Here is a 12,826-nt window from a genome sequence, read left to right as displayed (position 1 = left end):
TTTCTACTCCTTTTCTCTAGAGTGACCCGCTCACTTTTTTCATTATTTTTTATCAAACAAATCCATATGCTACGCTTCTCACAATGAAAAGTCAATTGATTTTTGTTACTGAAAAAGATAAAAAAATCACCATCTTTTTTTAATCAGACACTCATTTACAGCCCCACCGCTTCCTTTATCTTATCAAGAGAATCCAGATAACAAAAGGATTTGCATTTTCTAAACAAAAAAGCGAGAGCTAAAAGTCTATTTGACCTTTTGGCTCACGCTTAAAAACTTAGTTAATTATTCCCTTTTATTGTAACAAGTACGTATGATCGAAGGTAATTTCCACTTTATAACGACCAATTTTTTCATAAACTTGCCGCTGAATTTCCACACCCAGTTCAAATTCAGATAATTTTGATTCTGTAGGCAAAACCAAGTCGAACAAAATCTTCGGCTCTTCGCCATGGGTAACTAAGCGGATATCATGGACTTTTAAAGACGCATCAAAAGAACGAATAATCTTTTTGATTGTTTGATGAACAAATTGTTGTGTTGGGTCATACAAATTCACTGGATCAATATGACAAACAAGGTTAACATCTAATTCTTCTTTAAACTTCGCTTCAATCGCATCGATTGTCTGATGGGCTTTATTTAAATCCCAGCGATCATCAATTTCAATGTGAACAGACGCAAACGTTTGGCTGGGACCATAATTATGAATCAGTAAATCGTGATATCCTACAATTGTTTCTATTTTTGATAAGACATTCTTCATTTCATCAATTTCTGTTTGGCTCGGACGCATGCCCATCAACTCATTAATAAATTCGCGAATTAACTGTAGCCCACTATAAATAATATATGCAGCAATTAAAAAACCAATATATCCATCAATTCGCAAACCAGTGACGCCTTCAATAAATGCAGAAACCAAAACAGCTAATGTAGTATAAACATCATTGAAGCTGTCCTTAGCAGAAGCAACTAATGCTTGAGAATCAATTTTTGCTGATACTTTTTTGTAAAACAGCCCTTGCCAAATTTTAATCCCAATTGACAAAGCTAAAACAGCAAATAAAATGGGTGTCACCTTGATTGATTCTGGATGCAGGATACGATCAACGGAGGTCGTTAGAAACTCAAACCCAATAAACGTAATCACTAATGATACAAGCATTCCACTAATATATTCAAAACGTTCATGGCCATAGGGATGTTCTTTATCCGCTGGCTTACCAGCAATATAAAAACCGACTAATGTTAAAACTGAAGAAATAGTATCGGACAAGCTATTAATGGCATCTGCCATGATTGAAACACTACCTGAAAGCAAGCCAATCATAAATTTACTAACGAATAAAAATAAATTAGAAACAAGCCCAATCCGCCCGGCAAAAGCACCGAATGCTGTTCGTTTTTCCAATTTACGACGTTCAATTTTTTTCTCATATCGTTGAAGCAATGCTTGAATCATTTTACAACCCCTACCCACTTTTTATTTCTTAAAAAAATACTATAAAACCTTTTTATACATTTGTACACAAAAAACCTCACTTTCTGAGGGAGATTTTATTATTTAGCATTGCCAAAAAGTCAAAAGCAAGAGCCCCCAAAACTTCTTTGTTAGGGTTGCCTTGAAAATAAAGAAAAACAAAAAGCCGAAAACGCTAGAGACGTTTTCAGCTTTTTGTTTTTTAATGGAATAAATGGCTCTTTTGTGCTAAAGCCGCAAATTTTTTCGATCTGTGTTCCAGATGTGGATAAAGAATTGCACCGCCAATACTAAAGACGACTGAAATCCCCACCATAATCCAAATTGCAAACCAAGCATTTGGCCAGTAAATGCCTCCTGCTGATTCCCTTAGCAAGTTCACGGCATGCGTAAACGGCAAGAACGGATTAATCATTTGGAAGAATTTACCTGAGACTTGAATTGGGTAGTTCCCACCCCCACCAGAGATGGATAGTACCAAGATTATTATCGCAATTCCTTTCCCTACATTGCCAAAGAGAGCAACAAGCACATAAACCATTATCATAAACGTAATGGCAATCAATACCGCAAACCAGACGCTATACGCTGGATTACGAACATCAACGCCTAACGCAAAGTAATTACCTAAGGTTACAATCAGTGCTTGACCAATCCCCATGACAATGAAGGTAAACATCCGTGCTGAAAATTGTTCCCGTTTAGAAAAGCGTTTTTTATCTTTTCCTTCAAGATAAACATCTGTTGTCGCAACACTTGAGAATAACACAGCGCCAACCCATAAACACAAAGCTGTATAGAATGGGGTACTTGCCGAACCATTATTAGCAATCGGATAAACAGCATGTTCTTTGACTTCAACTGGTTGTGTAAAGAAGTCACTTTCTTTATTGGCATCTAATTTTAGTAATTTAAGAATTTCGCCTAAATCAACTTCTTTTTCACCTTTACGGATTGCATTCGCTGCTTTGTGTAATCCTGTTTTGATATTTGGCCAATCATTAATAATTAGTTCGTTGGCTTTGTCTAAGGCCGCTTCAACATCTGGCATTTTCTCATTGACTGTTTTCAAGGTATTCGTTAAATCTTTTCGGATACCTGGATAGTCATTTTGCATAAAGGCTGCCGCTTTGCTGACTTTGTCTTGAATGACTGGTAAATCGTTTTTGTACAAATCAGCACCACGGTTAATGCCATTGACAATGGTTTCCATATTGCCATTCAACATCGTATTCGCATCATGAATTTCTTGTTTAATTGCCGGCATTTCGGCTTGATATTTTTCTAATAAAGAAATCGCATTAGTGACCGTTTGACTTGTTGAGCTCAATAATCCTTCAAAGTCAATTTGTTGCGCTTTGTTTAGTTGACCTTGAGCGTTTTGGATGGTACTAGTTAGTTTGTTTAAAATGGTTGAAACGGTATTACTAATTCCGTTTACATCAACACTGCCCACAATACTAGAAATATTAGTTGCCATTTCGTCAATCTCATTTAAATAATTTTGTACTCCAGAGATATCACCCGCTTGGACTAAAGCATTTAATTGATTCAAGCGATTGCTAAAATCTGTTAATAAATCATTTACATGGCTTAATTGAGCAATCGCACCATCTAAGTCATGATTACCAGCATTTTCTTGGAGTTGTTTCATAAACGCAATAATGTCGTTAATTGCTTGCTGTTGCCGTTGGATATTAGTTGTGAAATCTTGTACTACTTCATTAATATGTTGTTTTTCTTCTGGCGTTAACTGTCCATCATCTAACGCTTGACGAATAGTCGCGACTACAGAAGTTGTTGTTGTAGCAACTTGCTGGATAGATTTCAAAGTCACTTCAACGCTATTCGTAATGCTTGGTAACGCCTCTTGCAATTTATTAGCGCCATCTAATGTGACATTCCCTAAATCATTGGCTTGATCACCTAGTTTACGAATATCTGGTAACGCCATTTGGACTTGTTGAATGATTTCTAATCCTTGTTTTGCTTCTTGGATTCCTTCGCTCATTGTTTGTTCCACAGAAGCAAAGTCTTCATCAATCATAGCAATTTGTCGGCCAGCGTTTTGAATTTCTGGAATTTTTTCTTGTAACGTCAAAATAACACTAGCTTGTTCTTTGATGCTTGGCATTTTGCCATTTAGCTCAACAATCTTCTCTCCTAAAGCATCAACTTCAGGTAAATATTTCATCGCATCGTTGGCTTTCGCTAATTTTTCTTTTAGCTCAGGCATCTTACCATGTAAGTCTGTGACTTGTTTTGCATACGTATCAATGGTTCCAATGTTGGCATCTGTATCTAAAATCATGCTCTTAACTTTTTGAATACTGACCATGTTTTTATCAATATCATAGCCAATATCATTGAATGTTTTGATTAACGTACTACTTGCCGTTTTAATGAATTCTTCCGAAATTTGTGACTGAATGGAAGAAGCGCCTTTTGACGTAATTTTCGGTGCAATTGCATTAATTTTTTCGTTAATTGAGTATTCAATTTTAGGTTTATTGATATCACCAGAAGTAAAACTTAGCAAATCCTTGGAAAAATCTTTAGGTAAATAAATCCCGGCAAAATATTTTCCTGATTGGACTCCTTTGTCTAATTCCTTTTTCGAATCAACAAAACGCCAACCTAATTGCTTGTTTTTCTTCAAGTTTTTCAAGACTTCATCACCAATATTGACCGATTTATCTTGAAAAGTTGCTGTTTGGTCATCACTATAGACCGCTATTGGTAACTCTCCTGTATTTGAATACGGATCCCATAGTGCTTTAATGTTAAACCATGCATATAATGATGGAATAATCATTAAGGCAACAATCAAAAATGTTGCTACTGGGTTTTTAAAAATTCTTTTCCAATCTAAAATAAATAGTTCCCATGTATTTTTTATATGTTTCATAAAATCACCTGCTTTTTTTTGTGCCTGAATAACTTTAGCATAAAATACAAGAGAATAACAAACAAAAGCTTGAATGTTACGACACATTTTTAAAATGTCGTAAGTTCAAGCTAAGTTTGTTTATTTCATATTTTTAGAAAATTCCGAAACGACTTGTTTAACTTCATCAATGGCTTCTGGTTTTAAATAAGCCAAAAGTTTTGGTGCTTTTGTCATCAAGTACATTTTATCTAATTTGCCTGTTTGTTGGCGTTCAAACATTTCTGCAAGTAGCGCTTGCATTTTTTCTTTTTTATCTTCTTTTGTTCGATCTAGTATGAACGTTAAGAATTGTTCTTGTCCTTCTTTCATTCCCTATCCCTCCTTACAAACGGATTCTTTTCTATTATAAAACTTCTTTTTTAGAAAGGATAGTCCTTTTTTTAGGATCTATGATTTTGTGTACAGACTTAGCATGTCTTTTTTGGCGGATAAAGGTAAGCCGAGTCCCTCTTTTAAATAGCCCTCTACCGAACCAAATTCTTTTTCAATCGCCTGTAAAGCGGTCGCTAAGTACTCTTTTTTCACATAAAGCAGCGTTTCTAATTGTTGAATTTCTGCTGGAGGCGTTCCATTTGCTTGATATTGCGCAATAATTTGCTCGTTAGCGGTTTTTCTTTGCTCGTTCGTCTTTAAATAATCTTCTAAAATATAAGAATGTTCCACACCTAAAGCACTTAATATCAAGGCTGCGCCGATTCCTGTTCGATCTTTTCCTGCGAAACAATGAAATAAAATAGCTTCCTGTGGATAACTTAAAAAGTTTTCAAAAAATGTTTGGTAACCTTTGCGCCCCGAATTGGAAAGAACCATTTCTTTATAAGCCATGTCCATTGCTTCATCGGGTGAACCAACCGTTTTAAGCATTCCTTCTAATGAAGCAGTCTGCGCCTGAATATCGGCCAAAATATCTATATGTAGATAGTTGGTTCCTTGAATTGAATCATCTGGTCGTTCTTGCGTTTCCGCTGCACTTCTAAAATCATAGATTCGTTTAATTTGATAGTCCTCTACCAGTTTCTGTTGATCCGCTTGTGCAACATTGACGAGTTCACCACTCCGAAAAAAATGCCCTGTCTTGACAACTGTGCCTTGTTGCGTTGGAAATCCTCCAATATCTCTAAAGTTCACCACGCTGTTCATGTTCTATCGCTCCTTCATTTTAATTATTTTGTTATCATTTAAATACTTTGTTTTTTCTTTTTATTTCTTTTTCTCAACGATAATAAAAAACACCTCAAAAAACAATCTTTTTATCAGTTGTTTATTGCCATTTTATCATAGATACAGTATTCTTAAAAGAGAGGTGAGTAACGATGCTAAAACGAGATTTTTTAGAAAAGCCTTATGATTATATGAATGATATTTTATTGTTCCTATATAATAATAAAGGCCGAGCGACACGAAATGAATTAGTAGATTTTTTCAATATTAGTTTACCAACATTGAATGAATATCTTTCTTTTTTAGAGCAATTTTTGAAAGAAGAGCAACTTCAAGAAAACCTCACCTTAACTGTATTAGGTGACACTCTATATCTAAATAAAGCGCCTACCTTTTCCATGAAAGCAATGATCATGTTGTTCTTAGATAAATCTATTAAGTTTCACATGGTCCAGCAACTCTTCCATAAAAATGAAATAAATGGCGGGTATTTCCAACAGAATTATGCCATTAGCTCTGCTACCTATTATCGAAAAATTGTTGAATTAAATGACTTACTCAATGAGTTTAATTTACGTATCAAACGAGGAAAACTTGTCGGCGAAGAAAAACAAATTCGCTTTTTCTTTTTTAATTTTTTCTGGTTTATCTTTGAAGAAAAAACAGATTTAGAAAAAGAACTGGCCAATCAATACCTAGGATTAATCGAGATATTACAAGAAATCCCCAGAATTACCTTTGACCATACAGAAATTCTCCAAATTAAACTTTGGATGAAAATTTCTTTTCGTCGCATGGTTTTAGAACCCCTGCCAACGATTAGTCCACATGATGTCCAACTCGATCGACCTTTATTTGAAGAAATTAATTTATCTATACATACATATATGAAAAGAATCGACCGTCCATATACAATCAACGAAGCCTATATGTTTTATGACTTTTTTTGTTCCATGCATAATTATTCTGCGAATGCTGCTTTCGCCTTTCGTTTAGCAAAACAACAACGAATTGAAAAAACGTATCTTAACGAAATGAACCGGGTCATTTTAACGTACCTTAAAGCACGTGGTTATTTATCCCATTACGTGCTGCCTATTCGGCTACTTTATATTGAAAATTTACTTTTCCAATTACATGCGCAACTCTATTATTTTTCAGGATTTATTTTACCCTTTGATTATTGGACAATTCAGTCACTTTTGAAAGTCTTACGTCATCCTTTTAGCGAAAGTGAAGTTTACGAATTAGTGGAGATCGCTACAACGAACTTTGCCACAAAAGCCACTGCTTCTAAGTACCAAAATCAATTTACTGAAATTAATTATACACTTATTTTGAATCACATTGCTGAATTAAATGAAAAAAAAATAACGATTGGTGTTTATCACTCACTGAGCAGTGCTTATAGCGAGTTGGTAGCACAAAAAATACAACAGAGTATCGCTGGAAAATATCCGCTGAAAATTGAGCCTTACAACGCAGAAAACCATTATGATTTGCTTTTAATGAATACCAATAATGAACAGCTCGTTGCCCAGTATGACCATTACTATATTTTTTCGGATATTAGTAATCGTTACGACCTACAATCAATTGAAAAAATCGTTCAATTGTTATTGGGCAAATAATCTCTAATAAAAAAAGCTTAAGTGCCCTACTCTCAGATGGCTGACTTAAGCTTTTTATTTTACTTTCCCTATTTCCTTAAACGGCGCCATTTTAAATACCACGATTCCTTCAATCGCTTGTATCTCGACAAAGCCGAACGTACGACTATCACTTGAATGCGTACGATTGTCCCCTAAGACAAAGTAATGACCAGCTGGAATCTTCTGAAACAGGCGAAGTTGGGCTGCCGCTTCTTCTGATAAGTCAAAACGACTGGCATTCTCAGGCAGTGCCTCATTATCGCTTGCTATAGGTTCTTCTGAAAGATAAAGTTTTCCCTCGTTTACCCAAATTCGATCACCAGGAACCCCGATGATTCGCTTGACGTACGTACCTTTGCTAGCTAGCGGTGCTTTAAATGCAATCACATCGTACCTTGCTACTTGCTTCGTCCGTTGTACTAAGACTCGTTCCCCTGCGTTAAGTGTCGGCTTCATGGATTGCCCAGCAATTGGGTAGCTAGATGTCTTTAACACAAAAAAGAACACAAAAATGGCGAAAAGAATAGCTGGCATAAAAAATTTAACGACTTGGACGCGTTGTTTCTTTTGGTAGGCTTGCCGCTTTTTTTTAATCTCTTCAGCGGTCATTTTTCTTTTCGGTCCTCTTATTGATTGATGGTTATCTGTTTGCTCAAGCAAATATTCCATTGCTGTGTTAGCCTTTTGCTTTTTTAGCTGATATGTCGCAGGCAACTTTTGCTTCAAGAAGGCGCGCTTAATGTGGCGAATTGTTCGCATAACGGGCTTTATCCATTCTTCCATCGTTTTCTTAAAAGGAAAAGCTTCTTAAATAAACTTTTCCTTTCTTGCTCCTTTTTTCTATTTAACTAATTGCGTTCCTTTTTTTATATAACTACTACGTAACTGGTTTTCCTTCATAAACTGATTCAATGGTTTCTGCGCATCTTGTGCCAGCTCCCAAATACTTTGATTTGCTTCTACAAGATATTCGCTCTTCTCTGTTACTATGTTTTTCCTGATAAGCGGTTGCCTTAGCGACTGCTCTTCCTTTGAGACAGCAGCAGCCTGTAATCTTTCTGCGGAGCTACTTAATGTAACAGCTAAAAAAAGGACCCCAAGACAATGTAGTTTCCTTGCTCCCGTTAACTTTTTACTGACCATTTTATTAATAGTTATCTTGTTCAAGACGTGTCAGTTTAGTTAAGCGTTCCTTTAATTCGCGATAAATCTCAAGTACTTCTACTTTTGATGCTTCGACTTCATTCGAAATACTTTTCGCTCGGTTACCAATATTTAACATTTCTAATTCTGCAGAATTGATTAGATGTTTTGCTTCTACTTTCGCTTCATTAACAATCCGATTGGCTTCTTTTTTGGCAGAAACCATCACTTCGCCAATTTCTTGTTGCGATTTTAAAGCCTCTTCTTGTAATTGCTGATTTTTCATTAATAAATCGTTAATTTGCTGTTTTGCGCGTAGCAGTTCTGTTAACTGCTCACTACTCGGTTCAATATTTTTTGAAACGGCTTGTAGTGTCTTCAATTCTTTTTGAACTTGTTCTAAATTGTCTTCTTTGGCCTCTACTTCTTTTCTTAGAGCAGCTAATTCTCCTTCGTAAACTTGCTTTTCAGCAAGATGTTTGTCATTGACACCTTGTAGTCGACCTAGTTTTACTTCTGCTTCATTTTTTTGCTGTAAACTATTTTGAAGCTCATTCTTTAACTCCTCCATGCGTTGTTTCACAATCACTTCTTGTTGGGCAGCCTCTTGTAAGGTTTGTTTTTCGGCTTCTACTTTTTGTAATTGTACAGTTAGTTTTTCAATTTGTTCCTGCAATGCTTGTTGAGTCGTTGTGCTTTCTTCTAATTCTGTCGTTAACGTTTCTACTTGCTTTTCCATTCCTGTAATATCTCCTTTTTTCTCCAACTTTCCTTTTTCTTCTGCTAACTGGTTGTGTAATGTCTGGATATGTTGTTGCTGTTCAGCCGATTCTTTTTCTAATTCTGCCACTTGCTGCGTTAATTCACTTTCTAAACGTTCCATTTGATTATGTACAGTGGTTAATTGTTTTTCTGCATTTTGCAGATTTGTTTGAAGAGTGGTAGCCTCTGTCGTGGTTTCACTGTTCGTTTCCAGTTGCTCTTCCAATTCAAAAATTTCATGTTCCTTTTGATTTAGTATTTCAAGTAATGACTGATTTTTTTCTTCTAATGCTTGTTTTTCCGTTTCTTGTTGGTTCTTTAATTGCTCATTTTCTTCTTGAAGTTTTTTAAAGGCTGTTTCTTTTTTCTGATAGTAGGCGAGCCTTTCTCTTAACGTCGCCATTTCTTTTTCCTGTTGTTCTGGTTTGATTCCGCTAATTATTTTTTCTGGTTCGAATCCTGGCTGAAAAAAGACTTCTTTTTCAAGCGTATCATCCGAAATATCTTTAATTTTTTTGATTAAACGTCTTTTTGTCATCTATATGTCCTTTCTCTCGTCCTTTTAACTAATCACGACAGGCTCCAAATTTGTTTCCAACGTCTCACGAGCATACGTATCAATGGATTTGACAAGGGTTTGCTCTTGATCTCGATAAGTAAAATTAAAATCAATCATGGTAATTTCTTTAACTGAATTCAACGCTGCAATAAGTGCTACAATATTGTCTTGGCCTGTTTGAAATTCATGGTAACTTAAGCCAACTGAAAAAACAGACAGTGTCAAGGTTTGTGTTTTTTCACTTCTAATTATTGTGATACTCGTCTCTCCGAAGTAAGGACGCCATTCACGCGCTAATTGTAATTCATAATTAGTCAAGACAGCGGCCGATTCTGCCGAAACAGCTTGCTTCCAGGGAAACTGATTTAAGGCTGTTTTTTTAATCGCTTGTTTTTTTATTTTGTCACCTTGAGCAGCTTGGCCTTGTGCCAAACGCTCGATCCGCTGTTCCATGCGGATATTTCGTTGATTTAATTGATAATATGTATAAACAATTCCTAACAATAATACGCTAAGTAGGCAAACACTAAACAATAAATAAATCATTAAACGACTATTTTTCTGATACTTATAGAAATTTATTTTCCTCTTTAATGTCCGGTCCTCTGAATCCAGTTTTTCGACAAGTAATCGCAAATACAATTGATAGCTTACAAATAAAAATAAGCAACTACTCATTAAAAGTACAACAATCATCATACAAATATAATCTCCTTTATGTCATCGCTCGACAATCAAAACTTGTAAAATCACCTGTTACGCTCTTTAAAAACTCTATATAGTATTGATTGTAACATTCCGTTTGAGCCTTGCCAACAACTTTATTTAAAATACAATGATAAAATTTTATATTTTATATTTATATTTTAATTTTTAAAATATAAAACAAAAAAAAGAGAGATGCCACTTGGCCATCTCTCTCGCTTTTACTCAAACTATGTTTAGCGAACCGAACTAGATCAGTCGCTTTTAAAAAAATCCAATTAGTCTTTGTTGATTTCATAGTAGCTATCGTTCTTTATGTAGCTGAATTTGCTTTTGCTGGGGCTGAATCGCTACTAAGTCCAACACTGATGCCTAAGGCACGATCAACTTCTTCCATAATATCAAGTCTCAAATGACAAACTTTTTCTTTCAAGCGACCCTTATCGATTGTTCGAATCTGCTCTAAAAGAATCACTGAATCTTTTTCAATGCCCGTTTCATCAGAATTAATCCCGATATGTGTTGGCAATTTTGGCTTTGCCATTTTGGCTGTGATCGCCGCAACGATAATCGTTGGACTAAAATGATTACCTAAGTTATTTTGGACAACAAGGACAGGTCTGACGCCACCTTGTTCCGAGCCCACTACTGGGGAAAGGTCTGCAAAATAAATATCTCCGCGTTTGACCATAGTGGAACCTCCTATCTAGTTATATTCTCTGGGGATTCTTTGTGAGAAAGTACATGCAACTTCATAATGAATGGTTTCTAATTTTTCGGCTACCATTTGTAACGTATTTTCTTCATTGCCATCTTTTCCAACTAATGTAACGACTGAGCCGACAGGAACTTCTTCTGCTAAACGAATCATACATTGATCCATACACACTCGTCCGACGATTTCGCAACGCTTACCATTCACGAGCACTGTAAATCCTTGGAGATGACGCAACCAGCCATCTGCATAGCCGATTGGCACTGTCCCAATCCATTCTTCAGCTTCAGTTACGTAGGTTTCGCCATAGCCAATCCCTTCACCAGCCGCTAAGCGTTTTACATGGATAAGTTCACTGGTCAACCGTAAGGCCGGCTTTAACGCATAGCTTGGGGCCAGCTTATTACCTGAAGGGTTCAATCCATACATGGCTACTCCATAGCGAATCATGTTTCCTGGCACATCAGGATGCCATAACGCTGTCGCACTATTGCTAACATGGACATACCGTGGTAACTCTTCTAAAACTGCTAGAACAGCCTTAAAACGCCCTGCTTGTTTTTCAAAATAGCTTGTATCGATTTCATCAGCTGTTGAAAAATGAGTAAAAATCCCTTCCCATAAAAATTCTTTGTGGGATTGAACAAACCGCACTGCTTGCTTAGTCTCTTCCGGGGTTAAAAAGCCAATCCGTCCCATGCCAGTATCGACTTTTAAGTGAACACGTAATGGCGTGTTACTCTCAGGCGTTAGTTGTTGAAGAGCAGCTTCTAACCATTCTTGTGTAGCTACCGTTACAGACAAATCATATTGAATCAACAAAGGCACATAAGCTAAGTCTACCACACTCAAAATTAAAATGGGGTCCTGAACACCTGCTTCTCTCAATTCAATTGCTTCATCCAATAAGGCGACACAAAAACCTGTCGCGCCACCTTTTTTCGCCGCTTTGGCGGATTCTACGGCGCCATGCCCATAGCCGTTCGCTTTTACAACCGCAAATAAAGCGGTTCCTTCTGGCAAACGTTGACATTCCTTTTGGACATTTTCAGTAATTGCTTGCGTATCGATATGTAACCGTGTAGGACGATGCCATCCAACGACCATTGTACATCCTTCTTTCTTCGTTGCTTCTATTATTCGCTTTCTAAAACAATTTGTGCAATCGCCATAGTATCTGTGTGCGTAATCGAGACAAACACTTTACCATTATGGGGCGAGTTTGCTACGTATGGTGCACCTGTTTTTTCAGTCAGCACCTCAATATCTTGTAAACCAACTTTACCAATCCCTGTGCCCCATGCTTTAGAGAACGCTTCTTTACAAGCAAAACGACCAGCTAAAAATTCTATTTGACGTTTTGTAGATAACTTTTCAAAAAGGGTCAATTCGTTAGGTGTTAAAACCCGTTGAATAAATGATCCTTGTTTTTCAACAATCGGTTTTATCCGACTTAATTCTACTGCGTCAATACCAATTCCCTTTATCATTTTCCGCCTTACTTCCTATTTAATATAGTTACTCCGAATTACCTTTCATTTTAACAAAATTTCAAAATTTTTCCACTGATTCGCTAAAAAAATAAAGAATGTTTTACAAGATCTCACACAAATTGAAGTACCATACGTTTTCTTCCTATTTATATTTTTATAAAATTTTTCTGAATTTTTATAAAAGTAAGATAACAACTAAGAAG

At 36.1% G+C, this 12,826-nt stretch carries 12 protein-coding genes; 1 reads left to right on the top strand and 11 read right to left on the bottom strand.

Annotated features, from left to right (window positions below; all coding sequences use genetic code 11):
* Window positions 1-295: 295 nt before the first annotated feature.
* The 4 genes from IGJ46_RS03055 to IGJ46_RS03040 all read right to left on the bottom strand — a co-directional run bounded on the left by IGJ46_RS03055 (window position 296) and on the right by IGJ46_RS03040 (window position 5,573).
* Window positions 296-1,465 carry a cation diffusion facilitator family transporter gene (locus tag IGJ46_RS03055; protein ID WP_002394312.1) on the bottom strand — a complete coding sequence of 390 codons (1,170 nt, stop codon included), beginning with the start codon at window positions 1,463-1,465 and terminating at the stop codon, window positions 296-298.
* A gap of 220 nt (window positions 1,466-1,685) precedes the next feature.
* Window positions 1,686-4,391, bottom strand: coding sequence for a YhgE/Pip domain-containing protein (locus IGJ46_RS03050; protein ID WP_218391453.1), 2,706 nt, complete (start codon window positions 4,389-4,391; stop codon window positions 1,686-1,688).
* A 120-nt stretch (window positions 4,392-4,511) separates the two neighbouring features.
* A complete protein-coding gene (locus IGJ46_RS03045) occupies window positions 4,512-4,742 on the bottom strand; it encodes a hypothetical protein (protein ID WP_002355737.1) in 231 nt (76 codons plus the stop codon).
* A 78-nt stretch (window positions 4,743-4,820) separates the two neighbouring features.
* A complete protein-coding gene (locus IGJ46_RS03040) occupies window positions 4,821-5,573 on the bottom strand; it encodes a tyrosine-protein phosphatase (RefSeq protein ID WP_002355736.1) in 753 nt (250 codons plus the stop codon).
* A gap of 173 nt (window positions 5,574-5,746) precedes the next feature.
* Here IGJ46_RS03040 and IGJ46_RS03035 point away from each other — a divergent pair, with 173 nt between their 5' ends.
* Entirely contained in the window at window positions 5,747-7,225 is a 1,479-nt protein-coding gene (locus tag IGJ46_RS03035; RefSeq protein ID WP_218391452.1) for a helix-turn-helix domain-containing protein, read from the top strand.
* A 54-nt stretch (window positions 7,226-7,279) separates the two neighbouring features.
* Here the strand turns inward: IGJ46_RS03035 and lepB are convergent, their stop codons facing one another.
* The 7 genes from lepB to acpS form a co-directional block, all read right to left on the bottom strand.
* The gene (lepB, locus tag IGJ46_RS03030; protein ID WP_002385011.1) at window positions 7,280-8,029 is read right to left on the bottom strand and encodes a signal peptidase I; all 750 of its coding nucleotides are present in this window, start codon (window positions 8,027-8,029) and stop codon (window positions 7,280-7,282) included.
* A 57-nt stretch (window positions 8,030-8,086) separates the two neighbouring features.
* Entirely contained in the window at window positions 8,087-8,413 is a 327-nt protein-coding gene (locus IGJ46_RS03025) for a hypothetical protein (RefSeq protein ID WP_002364740.1), read from the bottom strand.
* Window positions 8,394-9,689, bottom strand: coding sequence for a hypothetical protein (locus IGJ46_RS03020; RefSeq protein WP_218391450.1), 1,296 nt, complete (start codon window positions 9,687-9,689; stop codon window positions 8,394-8,396). The genes IGJ46_RS03025 and IGJ46_RS03020 overlap by 20 nt, the downstream gene beginning before the upstream one ends.
* Window positions 9,690-9,713: 24 nt before the next feature.
* Complete coding sequence (locus IGJ46_RS03015) at window positions 9,714-10,409, bottom strand: hypothetical protein (RefSeq protein WP_218391449.1); 696 nt, start codon at window positions 10,407-10,409, stop codon at window positions 9,714-9,716.
* Between the two features lie 319 nt (window positions 10,410-10,728).
* A complete protein-coding gene (locus tag IGJ46_RS03010) occupies window positions 10,729-11,106 on the bottom strand; it encodes a type II toxin-antitoxin system PemK/MazF family toxin (RefSeq protein ID WP_002355729.1) in 378 nt (125 codons plus the stop codon).
* A gap of 15 nt (window positions 11,107-11,121) precedes the next feature.
* Window positions 11,122-12,237, bottom strand: a complete 1,116-nt coding sequence (gene alr, locus IGJ46_RS03005) for an alanine racemase (protein ID WP_002355728.1) — start codon at window positions 12,235-12,237, stop codon at window positions 11,122-11,124.
* Between the two features lie 29 nt (window positions 12,238-12,266).
* The gene (gene acpS, locus IGJ46_RS03000; protein ID WP_002355727.1) at window positions 12,267-12,620 is read right to left on the bottom strand and encodes a holo-ACP synthase; all 354 of its coding nucleotides are present in this window, start codon (window positions 12,618-12,620) and stop codon (window positions 12,267-12,269) included.
* Window positions 12,621-12,826: the final 206 nt, after the last annotated feature.

The organism is Enterococcus sp. AZ120 (genome assembly GCF_050546165.1).
Taxonomy (GTDB): Bacteria; Bacillota; Bacilli; order Lactobacillales; family Enterococcaceae; genus Enterococcus; species Enterococcus faecalis.
This window is presented reverse-complemented; position numbering and strand designations above follow the sequence as displayed.